At 37.2% G+C, this 18,371-nt stretch carries 19 protein-coding genes; 12 read left to right on the top strand and 7 right to left on the bottom strand.

Annotated elements, in window-relative coordinates:
* Positions 1 to 6: 6 nt before the first annotated feature.
* Together CVD27_RS17595 and CVD27_RS17590 are read right to left on the bottom strand one after the other, a co-directional pair.
* The gene (locus CVD27_RS17595) at positions 7 to 582 is read right to left on the bottom strand and encodes an HTH-type transcriptional regulator Hpr (RefSeq protein WP_101649197.1); all 576 of its coding nucleotides are present in this window, start codon (positions 580 to 582) and stop codon (positions 7 to 9) included.
* 173 nt (positions 583 to 755) lie between these two features.
* Positions 756 to 1,118 (bottom strand): YtxH domain-containing protein, encoded by a 363-nt coding sequence (locus CVD27_RS17590; RefSeq protein WP_101649196.1) that lies wholly within the window; start codon positions 1,116 to 1,118, stop codon positions 756 to 758.
* A gap of 172 nt (positions 1,119 to 1,290) precedes the next feature.
* Between CVD27_RS17590 and CVD27_RS17585 the strand changes: the two genes are divergently transcribed.
* Positions 1,291 to 1,479, top strand: coding sequence for a hypothetical protein (locus CVD27_RS17585; protein WP_101649195.1), 189 nt, complete (start codon positions 1,291 to 1,293; stop codon positions 1,477 to 1,479).
* 58 nt (positions 1,480 to 1,537) lie between these two features.
* On the opposite strand, the gene CVD27_RS17580 is transcribed toward CVD27_RS17585, so the two are convergent.
* Positions 1,538 to 2,065 (bottom strand): tryptophan transporter, encoded by a 528-nt coding sequence (locus CVD27_RS17580; RefSeq protein ID WP_101649194.1) that lies wholly within the window; start codon positions 2,063 to 2,065, stop codon positions 1,538 to 1,540.
* Positions 2,066 to 2,221: 156 nt separating this feature from the next.
* A complete protein-coding gene (locus CVD27_RS17575) occupies positions 2,222 to 2,641 on the bottom strand; it encodes an HIT family protein (protein WP_101649193.1) in 420 nt (139 codons plus the stop codon).
* Between the two features lie 641 nt (positions 2,642 to 3,282).
* Here CVD27_RS17575 and CVD27_RS17570 point away from each other — a divergent pair.
* The 3 genes from CVD27_RS17570 (at position 3,283) to CVD27_RS17560 (ending at position 6,040) form a co-directional block, all read left to right on the top strand.
* A complete protein-coding gene (locus CVD27_RS17570; RefSeq protein WP_101649192.1) occupies positions 3,283 to 4,023 on the top strand; it encodes an ABC transporter ATP-binding protein in 741 nt (246 codons plus the stop codon).
* Positions 4,016 to 5,227, top strand: coding sequence for an ABC transporter permease (locus CVD27_RS17565; protein ID WP_101649191.1), 1,212 nt, complete (start codon positions 4,016 to 4,018; stop codon positions 5,225 to 5,227). The genes CVD27_RS17570 and CVD27_RS17565 overlap by 8 nt, the downstream gene beginning before the upstream one ends.
* A 90-nt stretch (positions 5,228 to 5,317) precedes the next feature.
* Positions 5,318 to 6,040 carry an EcsC family protein gene (locus tag CVD27_RS17560; protein WP_101649190.1) on the top strand — a complete coding sequence of 241 codons (723 nt, stop codon included), beginning with the start codon at positions 5,318 to 5,320 and terminating at the stop codon, positions 6,038 to 6,040.
* Between the two features lie 19 nt (positions 6,041 to 6,059).
* Here CVD27_RS17560 and CVD27_RS17555 read toward each other — a convergent pair whose 3' ends face one another.
* Positions 6,060 to 7,235 (bottom strand): M20 family metallopeptidase, encoded by a 1,176-nt coding sequence (locus CVD27_RS17555; RefSeq protein ID WP_101649189.1) that lies wholly within the window; start codon positions 7,233 to 7,235, stop codon positions 6,060 to 6,062.
* A 147-nt stretch (positions 7,236 to 7,382) separates the two neighbouring features.
* Between CVD27_RS17555 and CVD27_RS17550 the strand changes: the two genes are divergently transcribed.
* On the top strand, positions 7,383 to 8,018 hold the full coding sequence (locus CVD27_RS17550; RefSeq protein WP_180960335.1) for a phosphatase PAP2 family protein: 636 nt from the start codon (positions 7,383 to 7,385) through the stop codon (positions 8,016 to 8,018).
* Positions 8,019 to 8,035: 17 nt separating this feature from the next.
* On the opposite strand, the gene CVD27_RS17545 is transcribed toward CVD27_RS17550, so the two are convergent.
* Together CVD27_RS17545 and CVD27_RS17540 are read right to left on the bottom strand one after the other, a co-directional pair.
* Positions 8,036 to 9,433 (bottom strand): hypothetical protein, encoded by a 1,398-nt coding sequence (locus CVD27_RS17545; RefSeq protein WP_101649187.1) that lies wholly within the window; start codon positions 9,431 to 9,433, stop codon positions 8,036 to 8,038.
* A 133-nt stretch (positions 9,434 to 9,566) separates the two neighbouring features.
* Positions 9,567 to 10,061 (bottom strand): antibiotic biosynthesis monooxygenase family protein, encoded by a 495-nt coding sequence (locus tag CVD27_RS17540; protein ID WP_101649186.1) that lies wholly within the window; start codon positions 10,059 to 10,061, stop codon positions 9,567 to 9,569.
* 246 nt (positions 10,062 to 10,307) lie between these two features.
* On the opposite strand from CVD27_RS17540, the gene hemE reads away from it, so the two are divergent.
* The 7 genes from hemE (at position 10,308) to CVD27_RS17505 (ending at position 18,277) form a co-directional block, all read left to right on the top strand.
* Complete coding sequence (gene hemE / locus CVD27_RS17535; protein WP_101649185.1) at positions 10,308 to 11,354, top strand: uroporphyrinogen decarboxylase; 1,047 nt, start codon at positions 10,308 to 10,310, stop codon at positions 11,352 to 11,354.
* A gap of 146 nt (positions 11,355 to 11,500) precedes the next feature.
* Positions 11,501 to 12,433 (top strand): ferrochelatase, encoded by a 933-nt coding sequence (hemH, locus tag CVD27_RS17530; RefSeq protein ID WP_101649184.1) that lies wholly within the window; start codon positions 11,501 to 11,503, stop codon positions 12,431 to 12,433.
* A gap of 37 nt (positions 12,434 to 12,470) precedes the next feature.
* Positions 12,471 to 13,913, top strand: a complete 1,443-nt coding sequence (gene hemY, locus CVD27_RS17525) for a protoporphyrinogen oxidase (protein ID WP_101649183.1) — start codon at positions 12,471 to 12,473, stop codon at positions 13,911 to 13,913.
* An 82-nt stretch (positions 13,914 to 13,995) separates the two neighbouring features.
* Positions 13,996 to 14,730, top strand: coding sequence for an MBL fold metallo-hydrolase (locus CVD27_RS17520; RefSeq protein ID WP_101649182.1), 735 nt, complete (start codon positions 13,996 to 13,998; stop codon positions 14,728 to 14,730).
* A gap of 16 nt (positions 14,731 to 14,746) precedes the next feature.
* Positions 14,747 to 15,736: a lipoate--protein ligase gene (locus CVD27_RS17515; protein ID WP_101649181.1), complete on the top strand. Its 990-nt coding sequence runs from the start codon at positions 14,747 to 14,749 to the stop codon at positions 15,734 to 15,736.
* 95 nt (positions 15,737 to 15,831) lie between these two features.
* On the top strand, positions 15,832 to 17,427 hold the full coding sequence (locus tag CVD27_RS17510; protein WP_308301803.1) for a fatty acid--CoA ligase family protein: 1,596 nt from the start codon (positions 15,832 to 15,834) through the stop codon (positions 17,425 to 17,427).
* Positions 17,428 to 17,500: 73 nt separating this feature from the next.
* On the top strand, positions 17,501 to 18,277 hold the full coding sequence (locus CVD27_RS17505; RefSeq protein WP_101649179.1) for an enoyl-CoA hydratase-related protein: 777 nt from the start codon (positions 17,501 to 17,503) through the stop codon (positions 18,275 to 18,277).
* Positions 18,278 to 18,371 lie beyond the last annotated feature (94 nt).

The following is an 18,371-nucleotide window of genomic DNA, read 5'->3' as shown; positions in this document are numbered from 1 at the left end:
GGAGCTTTAAACGAGTTCTTGTTCCGTTTTGTTAGCCTTTTTCAATGTGCCATTTTCTTCAACAAACTCACTTTCAATATTATGAAAGGAACGCTCGAAGATTTCCATAAAATCTTCACCATAAATATTGCGGACAATGGCCATCATCTCAATAATATCAGGAAACTTGCCATATAAATCCCGAAGAGGTAATGCCCCTGAAAAAGCTGCATTCCCGTTTGGCTGATACGTTTCCATTGATTTAAGAAGAATCTCTTCACCTTTGTCTGTAAGTTGAATATAGGTATTCCGCTTGTCATTTTCTTTTTTTGAAAATTTCAGCAATCCTCGTTCTTCTAACTTTTTTGAAAAATTAAAAGCTGTTGAGACATGCATGACTCCAAATTTTGCAACGTCTGAGATGGAAGCTCCATTCAAATGATAAGCGATCCAGAGAATATGGTGTTCATTAATATTTAAATCATAGGGTTTAATCCATTGCTGCCAATCTTTTTCAATTGATTTCCATAGCGCTTTGCTTAATTGTGTAATTCGCTGACTAAAAATCATCGCTTCCTTTAACGTATATTGTTTCTCAGTCATCCCCATTTTCACCTACTTTTAATTTCTCTATTTTCATTATGCCAATAAAATAAAAATTAATAAAGTATAAATTCACAAAATTTTTAGAAATCATGCAATTTTTATCTTGATTTTTAAAAATTTTGTGAATTATCTACTGATAAAAGAATTTTCAGAATGTAAACACTAGAGTTTTATTTACTATTATCTAAAATTTGTTCTTCTAATTCTTCTATGGTTTCTTTCATTTCAAAAATTTCTCGCTGAATCTGTTGCTGTTGAGGACGAATTTCTTCTTCCCAAACAGCTAGAGCAATTTTAACTTCAGATAAAAAAGTAGAAATTTGTGCACGCCCTTCTTTTGTTGCCTGTAAGGCAGAACTCTTTAAGTCTAATAAGTTGTTCTTAAGAGTTTGTAGTTGTTCAAGAACAAGCCGGGAATTCTTTTTGATCTTACCCCTGGTTTCTTTGCCTGAATTTGGTGCAGCTAGTAAGATACTAATTCCTGCAGCAAGTCCTCCGGTCATAAATCCGTATAGAAAAGGTTTTGCTTTCATTTTACTTACTTCCTCCAGATAGGCAACTAAATTTAAATTAAGATATAGTTTTTTTGTATAGTAATCCCTTTTACGTTTCCCCTAATCAAGATTTTCATATGAATGGACGGTAAAACATATAAATAGTTACAACTATTGTTCGAAAATTGATTATTACAGGGGGGGCAAAGGAATGAAAACTGCATCTGTGGTGTTTTTTTTATTAAGTGCTTTGATGCTTTTGAGTACTTTTAACTATTTAGTAAAATTAAAAAGACCTGGTGTGTATCCACCTAAACAAGTGTTAAAGAAAAGGGCAGCGGGACTCGCCGGATTTGGCGCAATTTTTTTGTTAATTGCTTTGATGCTTTCTAATTTTTAATAGAAGGAATTTAAGAAAAGAACCCAATCGGGTTCTTTTCTTAAAAAGGTCCCGTGTATTACTTTTGAACCACGGAAGCTGACGTTAATTTAGTTCTCTTTACAATCGATAGAGCTACTGGATACAAAATAACCATAACGACAGTATTTAGTACAGTTGCCGGTAATACAGCTGCAACGAATAACGCTGTAAATGGGGCAGGTAAGCCTGCGATAAAAAAGGCTGCTCCTAAAAACACGCTTCCTGAGATCAATGTACCGATTGCTGTTAACACCCCGACACTAATAATTGAATTACGGTATTTGTTTAGTACTAAGAATAAACTAAAAAAGATTAATGCAGTAATCGGTTTTTCAATAATATTCGGTATTGTACCACCAGGAAAACTTGTTGTGATGCCAGAAAGTACACCAGTTACAATTGCAAGCAGCATGACACTTTTAATTTCCGGAATAAGAATAATTCCTAAGAACATCATGGCAAGCATCATATCCGGTTTAATACTAAGAAAAGCAGGCATTACTGTATGCAAAACGACCCCTATTCCCGCCAAAAGTGCTAAAACCACCAGATTCTTTGTATTCATTTTCTCATCTCTCCTCTGCTATTCTAAACTATTTGGTTTTTCCTGCAGTGCACTCATTGCCTACAGCGAAAAACTTATACTCATTATACCATATTACTATAATATTGATAAAGAAATAATTTTCAGAAAATTATTGTTTAGATAGAAAAAATTGACCTAAAGTTGTTGTTTTATCTTAGCAGCCAAGTCTTGTAACATTTGTGGGGTATAATCACTTTGATTATTTTTCCAAACTGCCCCAAAGCCGTCACCTTTGCCATAGCGCGGAATCAAATGTAAATGGAAGTGAAAAACAGATTGTCCCGCGTGCTCTCCATTATTATTAATGGAGTTTAAACCAATGGGATTAAATTCCTGCTTAATGGCATTGGCAATAGAAGGTACCACTTCATAAAGGTTTCTGGCAATTTCAGGTGTAAGCTCATAAAGGTTTTCTTTATGTACTTTTGGAATAACAAGAGTATGTCCTTTCGTCACTTGACTGATGTCTAAAAACGCCAAAACATGTTCATTTTCAAAAACTTTTGCTGCTGGAATTTCTCCATTAACAATTTTACAAAATATACAATTACTCATAAATACAGCCCCTTTTAAAAATGTTTGTATTATTTTACCATAATTAAGCGTAAAAGAAAAAGACAGGATCCGCGTGGAATCCTGCCTTCCCGAAGGGGAATGCTTCAAACTGCGTTCATTAAATAGGAATGTTCTTTGATAAACACCTCATTTTTTGTAAAGTGTTTTTTTATAAAGATACATCATTGTTCAAGCTGACCATCCCCTATATGTTTTTATTGGTTACCTAACCTTTAAAAACGGGTCGTGATCTGCGGTAAACACCTCATTTGCAGTTTATTTTAGATAAACAGCTGGTGTTACTTGAACTCTAAATGGTTACCATGCACATTGTACAAAACAACCATCCCCTTTTTAAAACGAATAGAAGCTCACTTGTTTGAAAGGAAATTGTCTTTGACAGACACCTCATCTCAAATTTTGATGAAATCACTTCATCGGAATAAGTTATTTCCCCTTCGAATATTATGATGTCCGTTTCATAAAGTTTTATTCAAAAAAGTTTATGAAAAATTGAATTCCTATTTTTATCAGGAGTTATTTGATAAAATTAGAAAAAATGGAATCCACGGTTATAAATCATCGTACGTGAAAGAATTGTTTGTGAAAGCGATAAACTGTGACGGAAGGACGTTTAAAATATGGCTTTATTAACTATTGATCATCTTGTTGGCGGGTATACGAGAAATCCCGTTTTAAAGGATGTTTCCTTTGAAGTAAGCGAAAATGAAATCGTCGGCCTTATTGGTTTAAATGGGGCAGGGAAAAGTACCACCATTAAACATATTATAGGGCTTATGGAACCACATCAAGGTATCATTAAAATTAATGGTCAGTCATTTCTAGATAATAAAGAAGCCTACCGCCGTTTATTTACATTTGTTCCTGAGACCCCAGTATTATATGAGGAACTTACCTTGGAGGAGCACTTGAGGTTAACAGCCATGGCTTATGGATTAGAGGAATCCACATATAAGGAAAGGGTTGCCCCATTGCTAAAGGAATTTCGGATGGAAAAACGATTAAATTGGTTTCCAGCCCATTTTTCAAAAGGAATGAAACAAAAAGTGATGATTATGTGTGCCTTCTTGGTTCAGCCATCCCTTTATATAGTAGATGAACCATTTGTTGGCCTTGATCCGCTAGGTATTCAATCACTTCTTGATTTAATGAAAAAAATGAAAGAAAACGGTGCAGGTATACTAATGTCCACCCATATTCTCGCGACAGCTGAAAAGTATTGTGATCGTTTCGTTATTTTACACGAAGGGAAAATTCGGGCCAAAGGAACACTTTCCGAATTAAGGAAAGAATTTTCAATGCCGACAGCCTCTTTAGATGATTTGTATATTCAATTAACAAAGGAAGAAAATTATGTTTGATGAAAATAAGCTGTGGAGAGACCGCGCCGGCGGTCGAATGAAGGATTTAGGAAGATATTTACGTTACATCTTCAACGGTCATCTTGTCATTGTGTTACTTTTTTTAATTGGGTCCGCCGCTTTTTATTACCAAGAATGGATTAAGACGCTTTCATCTAGTTTCCCGGCAGCGTTGATACTAGCAGTCATACTCGGAATATTTTTAACGCATAGTCCTGTTTACAATTTTTTACTAGAAGCGGACAAGGTGTTTTTACTACCGCTAGAGGATAACTTAAAAGGGTATTTCCTGCGTTCCGGGATAGCCAGCTTCGTATTTCAAGGATATATCCTATTATTGGCTTTCGCTGTCTTAATGCCAATGTATGCGCACGTCAGCGGGAATGGCTTCGGATTATTTATTCCTTTTTTTCTTGTTTTGCTGCTGATAAAAGCATGGAATTTAGCGGCTGCCTGGAAAATCCAATTTTATGTAGACTCTGTTGTTCATCGATGGGATTTTCTTGTCCGATATTTAACAAATGCCGTATTTTCCTACCTCTTGTTTAAACAGGCAAATCTTATAATACTCTTGGTAATCGGATTAATTATGGTTTTTTATTATTATTCCTTTCATGTTAGGACACGGAAAATGGGGTTAAAATGGGACCTGCTAATAGAGGCAGAAGAAAAGAGAATGGCCTCTTTTTATCGGCTGGCCAATTTGTTTACGGATGTACCAAAATTAAAGGCTACGGTTAAAAGAAGAAAATACCTTGATTTGTTTATCAGTAAAATTTCATTTAGACAAGAAAAAACTTATTTGTATCTGTTCTCAAGGACATTTTTGCGGTCGTCGGACTATCTTGGACTGTTTGTCCGTTTAACAATCATTGGAGTCCTTTCCATCTATTTTCTTTCGTTTGGAATCGGACAACTAATACTTACCATTTTGTTTTTATACCTAACAGGATTTCAGTTGCTGCCTTTATGGAATCACCATCAAAATAAGCTTTGGGTTGATTTATATCCAGTTTCAGAGAAAGAAAAGACTGCTTCCTTTCATTTTCTTTTACTGATCATTTTAGTGTTTCAGGCTCTTATTTTTGCTTTATCGATTTTGCTAAAGGGAGAGTGGCTGTATTCTCTGCTTGTTTTAGGTTTAGGGCTGGTGTTTAGCTATCTCTTCGTCTATTTTTACAGTAAAAGCCGTCTGAAAAAATAACAGATCCCCTTAATGGGGATTTTTTTTAAAACTATTGGTTGGTTACTCCCGTATTCAAACATAAATATAAATAGAGAGGAGTGGGGCCGATTGAATGAATATGAAGTAAATGTCTTCGAAGAGGTACAGGAATGGAAAAGAAGACTAATAAGACGTTCAGGGATGATGAATCGGTTATCGAAAAAAGCCCAAGTCAAAATAAATGAATGGATACCTGAAAAGGTTCACGAAATGATGACAGAAAGCATAAAGGCTATGGTAAAGGCTACATTATTGGGATCGCAGCTCACGACCAATAAAGACCAGGCTAACGGGTTAAGCTTAATGGAAAAAGATGAACTCATTCGAAAAAAGATAGCTGTCTATCAAAAAACAGCTGTTGTAGAAGGAGCGGGAACAGGGGCTGGCGGGATTTTGTTGGGGCTTGCCGATTTTCCTTTACTCTTAACAATTAAAATGAAATTTTTGTTTGAGGCAGCTGCGATTTATGGATTTGATACAAGGAAATATGAAGAGAGATTATTTATACTTCATGTATTTCAATTAGCTTTTTCTAGCAATGAAATTCGTAAAAATACGTTAACAGAAATTGAACAATGGGAAATGAGGAAGAAAGAACTTGTAGAAATGGATTGGCGGAAGTTTCAGCAGGAATATAGGGATTATATTGACCTTGCCAAACTATTTCAGCTTGTTCCAGGAATAGGGGCGTTTGTGGGAGCCTATGCAAATAATAATCTTTTAAAAACATTAGGAGAAACAGCAATGAATTGTTACCGCTTAAGACTGCTGCAGAAAGCCCCTGAACTTTAAAGTTAGGGGCTTTAAATATTTACTCTTTATGGATATTCAATGCAGCAGAGCCTAGTGTTTTAGCTGCAATTAACATGGCTTTCTCATCAATATCAAATTTTGGATGATGATGCGGGTAACCATCTTCTCCTTGTTTTGGTTTTGCACCAGTGAAAAAGAAAGTGCCTGGAACCTTTTCTAAGTAATAAGCAAAATCTTCTCCACCCATTTGCGGCTCTGTTTCTTCGATTGTTTGGACCTCCGAAACAAACTGTGCACAACGGATGAGAAACTCGGTTTCTTTTTCATGGTTAACTACAGCAGGATAACCTCTAATAAAGTCAAACTGATAGGAACTTCCTGATGCATAACATGTACCATGAATAATTCTTTCCATTTCTTCTTCAATAAACTGTCTTAGTTCTTCATTAAATGTACGAACTGTCCCAGTTAACTTTACTTTGTCAGCAATAACATTAAAGGCATTTTCAGCTATAAATGAGGCAACCGTTACAACCGCTGCATCAACTGGATTAACCTTGCGGCTGACAATTTGTTGAAGATTTATAACAAGCTGTGAAGCTGTAACAATGGCATCTCGAGTTTTATGGGGCTGTGCTCCATGACCGCCTTTTCCTTGGATCTCTAATTCAAAACGGTCTGCTGCTGCCATAATTGGGCCTGTTCGGTATTGGATCGTACCAGTCGGTTCACTTGCCCATAGGTGTGTACCGAAAATGACATCTACCCCTTCTAAGCAGCCTGATTCAATCATGCTCGCGGCCCCGCCTGGTGCATATTCTTCGGCATGTTGATGAATAAATACGTAGTTCCCTTCCAGTTCATCCCTAAGCTCATAGATTGTTTTCGCAAGAACAAGAAGGGTGGCTGTATGTCCATCATGTCCACAAGCATGCATGACACCTGGTACTAAGGATTTATATGGAACATCCTTTTCATCTTGGATCGGTAAAGCATCAAAATCTGCACGTAATGCCACTGTTTTGCCGGGTTTTTTACCATAAACTTTTGCCACCACCCCATTACCGCCGACTTGACCTATAACTTCTATATTTAATTTCTCGTAATATTCTTGAATAAATTTAGCCGTGTTATATTCCTGAAAGGATAATTCAGGATGCTGATGGAGATAGCGCCGAATGGAGATCATTTCATCATAGTAACCTTCTAATTTAGTAAATAGATTTTTCAACATATGTCATCCCCCTTATAAGTAAAATATAAGAATGTATTTTCAAACAATTTTAACACTTTTAATATCATTATATAGATTTTTAAAGTGATTTTTTTTATACTTTTAAAAGTATGCAGAAAAAGAGAGTCATAGGGGTGGGGGATGTTTATGAAAAATAAATCAATTATTTTTCTAATAATCGCTGTTTTAATTGTTTTGTACATATCTATTAAGGTGGCTTTACACAGTACTTTTTGGATGGATGCCTTTATAGCTGGGTTGTTTTCACATGTACCTCCTAAGTTTATTCCATTTTTTAGTGCAGTGACAGAGATGGGTGATAAGATAGGGATTGGCATTGTAGCGTTGGTTATGTTAGTGTGGTTACTGTTAAAAAAGAGGAATTATCCCGGGGCGGCCATGCTGGCATTATCGCTTGCTTTAGGGAATGAAGCATATAAATTATTAAAGGATTTGTTTGTCCGTCCAAGGCCTGAATTAGAGTACCTAGCTCCGGCTGAAGGTTATAGTTTTCCCAGCGGTCATGCGATGGTGGGAATGGTGCTTTACTTTACGAGCGTTTATTTACTAAGTGAAGCTATCCAAATGAAAAAGGCCAAATGGCTGTTTTCAATTTTAGCGTCAGTAATATTACTCTTGATCGGGGCAAGTAGAATTATATTACATGTCCATTACCCTTCTGATGTGATAGGAGGGTATGCCTTTGGCTTTATTTGGGCGTCTATTTGGATCATTTTATATAAAAACTTTAAACAGCGCTATACGAAAAAGAGGCCCAGCTGATGCGGGCCTTCTTATTTTTAGATAAGAAACATTGCGACAATAGTTGTAACAACTAGACCAACTACGACAGGAATGAGGTTTCGTCTAGCCAAATCAAACGGGTCGACATTACAAATGGCGGCTGCGGGGATTAAGGCCCATGGCACCAAGGTTCCGCCGCCTACCCAGATAGCTGCAATTTGACCAAGGGCAGTAAGTGTTGCGGCACCTTTTCCAATAGCTGCTGCAAACAGACTAGCAATGGACCCAGCGAGTGAAATCCCGGAGAATCCAGAACCATCTAAACCGGTAATCGCCCCAACTGTGGTGAGTGTAACTGCACCCACTTCTTTACTTAGTGGAACAATGTTTGCAAGAGCGATCCCTAAATCGTTAACAATTCCTTGAGAAGATTTCGGTAAATAATCTCCAATGATAGTTGTGAAACCACTATCACCTAAATAAAAGAATGCTGCAATTGGTATCACAGGTCCAAACACTTTAAATCCAAATTGGAAACCTTCAATTAAATATTGAGTTGTCTTTTCAAGACCTTTGTTTTTATGTGTGGTGAGGGAAATAAGAAGAAGAATAAGGAGAGAGGTTCCACCAATTAAGGAAGTTGCATCTCCACCTTTTAAATCAAGTATGGACATGGATGTTACGTCTGCGGCAAATAAAATTGGGACCAATATGGCGAAGAAACGTCTTTGGTTGAGTGTTAAAAGAGCGGGTTTGTTACCGTCCTCTCCGGACAAATCTTTTATTATGAAAGAAGATGTTTGAAGGGTTCCACGTTTCAAATCCCTCTTTAAAAAATAGAAGGCTGTAATTGTGGTCACTGCCCCCATAATAAAGACTAATGGAATACTGGCATCAATGACATCCTGGATAGGAAGTCCGGCAGCATCCGCCGTAAGTTTAGGGGCTGCTTGGATGACAAAGTCACCTGATAATGCAATCCCGTGTCCGAACAAGTTCATGGCCATGGCTACCCCGAGTGCAGGAAGTCCAGCTCTTATTGCCACTGGTAGCAGGACAGCGCCTAGCAGGGCAACCGCCGGAGATGGCCAAAAGAACCAAGAAATAACCATCATTAATATCCCAATGGTCCAATAGGCAAGACCTGGATTGCGGATTAATTTTCGAAAGGGTGAAATCATCACATCATTAATCCCGGTAGAGGTTAGTGTATGGCTCATCGCAACAATAATCGAAATAACAAGAATGGTAGATAATAGTTCTGTAATAGCATAACTAAAACTGTTAAAGATACTGCTGACGGAATGGCTTAAACTGCCTGTAGCTGTCAGAGCAATTATGAATATACCAATAATACAAACAATGGTTGTGTCCCTTCTCATGACCATAAAACCTATGATTAGAATAATAAAGGCAACATATATCCAATGAAGGGCTGTAAGTTCTATAAGCATGTTAAATCCTCCTTTCTAATCTAAAAAGGGCTATAGCCCTTTTTTGTGATGTAATACAGAATATGTAATTCATATCAAGTGGTGAAATGGAGAAATAAAAAAAATGGAGCAAAGACTCCATTTTAATAAAAAATCAATCATTTTCTGCAATGGTATATTTGTTTGTATTAGGTACGCTTGTGAATATGTTATGCTGCCCGTCGAAAGCTACTTTAAGTTGATCAAAAGTTTTATTGGAACTTTGCCAATTCTGATACAAGACTTTGTTTTCCCATACGGTCATAATAATATACGGATTAGAGGATAATGGGCGAAGTAATCGAAGCGCGGTTAACCCTTGAGTGTTTACTACCGTTCCAGCGATTTGTTTAAACTGGTGCTCAAATAAGGGACGCCCTTCATTAGTAACGGAAATGTTATTCATTACAACAAATCCCTCTTTTTTTAGCAACCCATAAGATTCCAGAACCTCAAACCTGCGTGGTTCGTTAAAGACAGTCTGACCATTGGTTTCATGAAGAAGTATTGCCCCATTTTCATTCAACATAGCCAACATTTGCTCATTGGCATATTTTTTTTCAATCTTCTTTAAAAAGTCTAATGTTCCTGTTGCAATATAAACATTCATTTTTTTTCACCCCTAAAAATAAATCTTCATTATTCTATACATATTCATTTACAGTATGCTCTCTATATTATTTAGACCAATTTACTAATTTAAAAACGACTTTTTTTTGACAGATTATATCGTACGCTATACAGAAAGAGGATAAATGGATATAGTGAAGACAGCTATGTATTCCAATCGTTTTAATTTTTATGGTCATTATATTACAATGGAAAACAGACAGTCTTTGAAAGGTGGACATTCTTCATGACAAGAAAAATTAATGAAACATTCATAAAAGCCGCTAGAGGTGAAAAGACAGATTACGTACCTGTATGGTATATGCGTCAAGCCGGCCGCTCGCAGCCGGAGTATAGAGCAATTAAAGAAAAGTATTCTTTATTTGAAATAACTCATCAGCCCGAGCTATGTGCCTATGTAACACGCTTACCTGTTGAGCAATATAACGTTGATGCTGCCATTTTATATAAAGATATAATGACACCGCTACCAGCCATTGGTGTAGATGTAGAGATAAAGGGCGGGGTTGGACCGGTTATAGATAAACCCATTCGCTCATTAGCTGATGTAGAAAAATTGGGCGAAATACATCCAGAAGAAGATGTTCCTTACGTATTGGATACGATTAAATTATTAACACAAGAACAGTTAACTGTTCCACTAATTGGTTTTTCTGGTGCGCCGTTTACACTAGCTAGTTATATGATTGAAGGCGGTCCATCCAAAAACTATAATAAGACAAAAGCATTTATGTATTCTGAGCCTAAGGCCTGGTTTGCTCTAATGGATAAACTAGGGGATATGATTATTACATATGTAAAATCACAAATTAAGGCTGGGGCAAAAGCTATTCAAATTTTTGATTCCTGGGTTGGAGCCTTGAATGTAGAAGATTATCGTTATTTCATCAAACCTATCATGAATCGTATTTTTACATCCTTACAAGAGGAGAATGTTCCATTTATTATGTTCGGAGTAGGCGCAAGTCATCTTGCCTTAGAATGGAATGATCTTCCACTGGATGTAGTTGGTTTAGACTGGCGCTTGCCAATTCGCCAGGCGAGAGAAATGGGTATTCATAAAACCGTACAGGGCAACCTTGATCCCGCCCTTCTTTTGGCACCTTGGGAAGTAATTGAAGAGAGGGCAAGAGAAATTCTAGACCAAGGAATGGCTCAAGAAGGTTATATCTTTAATTTAGGTCATGGTGTATTTCCTTCAGTGAATCCAGATACATTGAAAAGATTAACATCCTTTATTCACGAGTATTCAGCTTCAAAATTAAGCCGCTGATTATTAAATGAATCTTAAAAATGGCAAGCTAACCAATTTTTTGGCACAATATAATAAGTGTTTTAAAAGGCATTAAAGGGTACAAAGCCTATAATGCCTTTTTAAATAAAAATGAAAATTTTAGGACTTAAAATGAGGTGCGATAGATGACAAAGAAAAAAATGGGGTTATTAGTTATGGCATATGGTACCCCATATACATTAGAAGATTTAGTACCATACTATACCCATATCCGCCATGGCCGTAAGCCAACACCTGAATTGATCGACGATCTTCGGAATCGATACGAAGCAATTGGGGGGATCTCTCCTTTAGCTAGGATTACTTTAGATCAAGCTGAAAAGCTTGAAGAACATCTGAATCACATTCAAGATGAAGTCGAATTTAAAATGTATTTAGGTTTAAAACATATCGAACCATTTATTGAAGATGCCGTAAAAAAAATGCATGAAGATGGTATTAAAGAGGCTGTAAGTATTGTTCTTGCCCCTCATTTCTCAACCTTTAGTGTTAAATCCTATAATGGAAGAGCGGTCGAAGAGGCTGAAAAATTGGGTGATCTTAAAATTAGGACAATTGAAAGCTGGTATAAGGAACCTAAATTTATTAACTATTGGTCCGAAAAAATATCACAAATTTTTCACCAAATGCCGCAAGCTGAAAAGGAGCAGGCAGTATTAATTGTTTCTGCCCACAGTTTACCGGAGAAAATTCTTCAATTTGGTGACCCGTATCCAAGCCAGCTTCAAGAAACAGCTGATTTAATTGCGAATCAAGCAGGAGTCATAAACTATGAAATTGGATGGCAAAGTGCAGGCAATACACCTGAACCATGGATTGGGCCCGATGTTCAGGACTTAACAAGAGAACTGTTTAACCAGAAACAGTACAAATCATTCGTTTATGCACCCGTAGGTTTTGTATGTGATCATCTAGAAGTACTTTATGACAATGATATAGAATGTAAAACAGTAACGGATCAATTAGGGGCAAAGTATTATCGTCCTGAAATGCCTAATGCGAAAGAGGAATTTATTGATTGCTTAGCAACAGTTATCTTAAAAAGGATAGCGGAGTAGCTTCAGATAGGATTTTATATGGAAGTAGGTGACGTCCGTGGCGGAGGATAAAAAGAAAGTTGTAGTTGTGGGTGGAGGAATAGCTGGGCTAACTTCGGCCTTTTATTTGCAAAAAACGATTCAAGACCAGAAGCTCCCCATCGAAATTCAACTTATTGAATCTTCACACCGTCTCGGCGGCAAATTACAAACCGTCATAAAAGACGGTTATATAATTGAACGAGGTCCTGACTCTTTTCTAGCGCGAAAAACTAGTATCATTAGGCTGGCAAAGGAAGTTGGGATGGAGGATCAATTAGTCCCTAATTCTACAGGTAAATCCTATGTTCTTGCGAACGAAGAACTTCATCCCATGCCCGGCGGATCGATTATGGGAATACCAACGGAAATTGGACCCTTTATTACTACCAGCCTCTTTTCCATTCCCGGTAAAGTAAGAGCAGCGGCAGATTTTATTTTGCCGCGTTCTGTACGTGGAAAAGACCAATCCCTCGGACAATTCTTCAGAAGACGGTTGGGAGATGAGGTAGTTGAAAACTTAATTGAACCATTATTATCAGGCATTTATGCGGGTGACATTGATCAACTAAGTCTGATGTCTACCTTTCCTCAATTTTATGAGGTAGAACAAAAATATCGCAGCCTGATTATTGGGATGAAAAAATCTGCCCCCTCCCAGATAAAAAAAGAGGATTCAAAGGAGAAGAAAAAAGGCGGCTTTTTAACCTTTAAAACAGGTCTTCAATCATTTGCCGAGGCATTAGAGGCTAAGCTAGATTCCAAGAACATTTTAAAAGGGCATCGTGTTGATAAAATAACGAAATCAGGGCATTTTTACGAAATATTTCTTAACAATGGCGAATTGGTAAAAGCGGATTGTATTATTGCTGCTACACCACATCAGGTTACGCAATCTTTTTTTTCTGACTATCAATTCTTTGATCCGTTAAAATCTGTACCATCTACATCAGTCGCTACGATTGCATTAGCGTTTCCTGAGGAAGCTATTACTGATAATCTCGATGGAACAGGCTTTGTTGTTTCAAGGAATAGTGATTATTCAATTACAGCCTGTACATGGACTCATAAAAAATGGGAACACTCCACTCCAAAAGGAAAGGTACTGCTCCGCTGTTATGTGGGGAAAGCTGGGGATCAAACAATCGTTGATTTATCAGATGACCAGATTTTAAAAACTGTTCTTGATGATCTAAAAAAGATAATGAATATTTCAATGAATCCTGAATTTACAATTGTTTCACGTTGGAAAAACTCAATGCCGCAATATACTGTAGGACACAAACAACGTTTAACAGCGTTACAGGAGTCATTAAAAAAGGAACTACCCGGGGTTTTCTTAGCTGGCGCCTCTTATGGAGGAGTAGGGGTTCCTGACTGTATAGATCAAGGAGAAGCTGCTGTTCAAGACGTATTAAATTATTTACAAGTAAATATAATCAATCCAGAAGCTGTTCAATAAGGTCAGCTTCTTTTTTCTATCTCGTGAATCCTGGAGGTTTTTGAGTATATTAAAGTTAGACTAAGAATTGGAGGAAATAAATATGAAATTAACAATTATCGGTTATTGGGGCGGTTATCCAAAAAAGAATGAAGCAAGCTCAGGCTACTTATTAGAACATGATGGGTTTCAACTATTAATTGACTGTGGCAGCGGGGTGCTTTCAAAATTGCAAAATATCATTCAACCACAGGAATTGGATGCCGTGATTCTCTCTCATTATCACCCAGATCATACTGCAGATATTGGGGTTTTGCAGCATGCTCGATTAATTCAGGGGTTCCTTGGTAATGAGCTTCCCACTCTTCCTATTTATGGGCATTCATTTAATGAGCATGAATTTAGCAAACTCACCTATAAAACCATTACAAAAGGGCATGCCTATGACCCGGAAGGCACACTTACTGCAGGACCATTTAAACTATCATTTTTAAAGACTAATCACCCGGTTCCTTGCTACGCCATGAGAATTGAGGCAGGAGGGAAGACTCTTGTATATACTGGTGATAGTTCATTTAAAGAAGAATTTATTGATTTTAGCCGCAACGCTGATGTGCTTTTATGTGAATGTAACTTCTACGGTAATCAAAATGGCAGGTCGGCAGGCCATATGAATAGTGTTGAGGCAGGGCAGCTTGCACAAAAGGCAGAGGTTAAACAATTAATTTTGACCCATCTGCCTCATTATGGAAGCCTAGGTGAGCTTATTACAGAGGCATCCGTTCAATATAGCGGTATAATAAAACTTGCAGAGGAATTTCAATCTATTTCACTATAAAGAAGGGAAGTTGAAGATGTTATTCATCGATAATAAGGGGATGACTGACCCTCGCATTAATTTGGCGATTGAAGAATATGCCTTAAAGAACCTTGATATAAATGAAACTTACTTATTGTTTTACATAAATGAGCCGTCCATTATTATTGGGAAAAATCAAAATACGATTGAGGAAATCAATACGGAATACGTTGAAAAAAATGGAATTCATGTGGTTCGCAGATTATCAGGTGGTGGTGCAGTCTACCATGATCTCGGAAATTTAAACTTTAGTTTTATTACGAAAGATGACGGAGAAAGCTTTCATAATTTCCGTAAGTTTACGGAGCCAGTGGTGGAAGCACTTCAAAAATTAGGTGTAAACGCAAAGTTGAGCGGTAGAAATGATTTGGAAGTTGAGGGCAGAAAAGTTTCAGGTAATGCCCAATTTTCAACAAAGGGGAGAATGTTTAGTCATGGTACCTTGATGCTAAATTCTGAATTAGAAAACGTGGTATCAGCCTTAAAAGTTAAAAAAGATAAAATCGAATCAAAAGGAATTAAATCTGTGCGCAGCCGTGTAGCGAACATAGCTGAGTTTCTAACTGAAAAGATTAGTGTTGAAGAATTCCGTTCCCTGCTGTTAAAGAATATTTTTGGCGAACAAGATCATATACCAGAATATGTTTTAACTGAAAATGATTGGGAGAAAATTAACCAACTGTCTAAAGAACGATACCAAAACTGGGAATGGAATTATGGAAAATCTCCAAAGTTTAACCTCCAACATTCACATCGTTTCCCTGTAGGATCGATTGATGTCCGCTTAGAGGTGAATAAGGGAATAATTGAGAACTGTAAAATATATGGTGACTTTTTTGGTGTAGGAGAGGTAAGTGAAATTGAGAATAAATTAACAGGGAGCCGCTATGACAAAAGGGAAATTGAGCGGACTCTTTCAGTTGTAGATACGAGGCACTATTTTGGAAATGTATCAAAAGAAGAGTTCATTGATTTAATCTATTAACTTAAAGCGATGTCGTTTAGACATCGCTTTATTTTTACAAAGTTTTACTTGAATACGTAAAATTCAGGCAATATAATATATTTAGAAAATTTATTATGAATGACTATTCATTCATGGGGAGGGAAACGATGAATCTTTCAGCTCTGCTTCAAGAAACAGCCAAGAAATTTTCCGAAAAACCAGCTTATTATTTTATGGGACAAATGAGTACTTATGCTGAATTAGATGATGCAGTACAAAAGTTTGCTTCGGGTTTAGAAAAATTAGGATTAAGACAGGGAGATCACATTGCCCTGTTGCTTGGAAATTCTCCACATTTTGTTATAAGTTTATATGGAGCCCTGCGGCTAGGGATAACCGTTATTCCTGTTAATCCTATTTACACTGCAGATGAAATTGGCTATATCTTAAAAAATGGAGACGTAAAAGCAGTGGTTGCACTTGATTTAGCCATCCCATTAGCGGAGAAAATGCATTCCTTATTACCCGAAATCAAACACTATATTTTTTGTGAAACAAAGCCAGATAGCCAAATACATTTAGAGATAGAGAAGCTGTCAGTTTACCCTAAAATGAAATCGTTTACAAATATAATTTCCTCTGGTGAGTCTTCATTCCAAGGTCCTGTTCTTGGAGAGGAGGACGTTGCAATTATTCTTTATACCTCGGGTACGACAGGGAAACCAAAGGGTGCCATGTTAAGCCATAAAAATTTATATAGCAATGCTAGAGATGTGGGAGGTTATTTAAGAATAAATCCAGATGACAAAGTCGTTACTGTTCTTCCAATGTTTCATGTTTTTTGTTTGACTGTTGCTTTAAATGCTCCTTTACTAAGCGGAGCTTCAATAGTAATTTTACCTAAATTTAGCCCAAAAGAAGTTTTCTCACTAATTAAGGATTTTACCGCTACAATTTTTGCTGGTGTTCCAACCATGTATAATTTCCTATATCAATATCCTGAAGGTAATCCAGCAGATTTTAATTCCTTACGTTTATGTATTTCCGGTGGGGCATCCCTTCCGGTTGCATTATTAAAGAATTTTGAGAAAAAATTTAATGTGTTCATTTCAGAAGGGTACGGATTATCGGAGGCATCACCTGTAACCTGTTTTAATCCACTTGACAGGCCGCGGAAGCCGGGCTCTATTGGTACTTCTATACTCCGGGTTGAGAATAAAATTGTCGATGAACTGGGGCAAGATGTACCTCCAGGTCATGTGGGAGAGCTGATCGTTCGTGGACCAAATGTGATGAAAGGATATTATAAAATGCCTGAGGAAACTGCTGCTGCGATTCGAAATGGCTGGCTTCACACTGGTGATATGGCAAGAATGGATGAGGAAGGATACTTTTATATCGTGGATCGGAAGAAGGATCTAATTATTGTAGGCGGCTACAATGTTTATCCTCGTGAAGTGGAGGAAGTCATTTACAATCATTCCGATGTAGTCGAGGTGGCTGTACTTGGTGTACCTGACCCTAACCAAGGTGAGGCAGTTAATGCTTATGTTGTCAGCAAAAATCCTGCATTAACAAAAGAACAGGTTCTAGAATATTGCCGAGAGCATCTTGCCAAATATAAAGTGCCAACAACCATTGAATTTTTAGATGAACTTCCAAAAAATACGACAGGAAAAATCCTAAGACGGGCTTTGAAACATCAACTCTCACAGAAGGTTAATCATTAATCATTAAAATTTTCTTGTAAAGGCAGGCATTTTACCTGCCTTTTTAGAATTCTTTAATAGGGGAGGTAGAAAAATGAAGCAAATATTACTTGAGGTTCATAATCATATCGCAGTAATCACCATTAATCGTATAGAATCCCTTAACGCGTTTAATCATGACACGTTACTCCAATTAAAAGAAAAAATAGAAACCATCCGGGTCAATCAAGAAGTAAGAGCAGTGATTTTTACCGGAGCAGGAGAGAAAGCTTTTAGTGTAGGAGCGGATTTAAAAGAAAGGAAACATTTAACGGAAAGTCAAGTAAAACGAAATTTATATAAAATTAATGAAGTTTTTAATGAAATTGACCAGCTGCCTCAGCCAACTATTGCGGCGATAAATGGTTTTGCATTTGGCGGGGGAATGGAACTGGCACTAGCCTGTGATTTCCGGATCGCTGCTGATCATGCAGTCATGGGATTAACTGAAACGAGTCTGGCGATTATACCAGGGGCAGGCGGTACACAACGGCTGCCAAGACTAATTGGGCAGGCGAAAGCATTGGAACTGATTCTTACTGCACGCAGGCTTTCAGCAAAAGAGGCACGTGATTATGGAATTTTAACAAATGTTGTAGAATCCGACCATTTGTTAAGTGAATGTTTTGCTTTTTGCTCACAGCTTTTAGCTAATGGACCGATTGCCATACAGCAGGCTAAGTTTGCTATTAAAAATGGAATGAATACAGATTTACATACCGGTCTGGAAATTGAACGAAAGGCATATGAGGTTACACTTCCAACAAAGGATCGGATTGAAGCATTACAAGCTTTTTCTGAGAAAAGAAAACCATTGTTCCAAGGTAAATAACATGGTGCCTCTGCACCGTGTTTTTTTATTTCGTTATTCAAAGACTACTTATATAACAGTCATAAAGTACGTTTTCATTAACTCTAGTTCTAAA

It is taken from the genome of Neobacillus cucumis (genome assembly GCF_002860255.1).
Taxonomy (GTDB): domain Bacteria; phylum Bacillota; class Bacilli; order Bacillales; family Cytobacillaceae; genus Neobacillus; species Neobacillus cucumis_A.
This window is presented reverse-complemented; position numbering and strand designations above follow the sequence as displayed.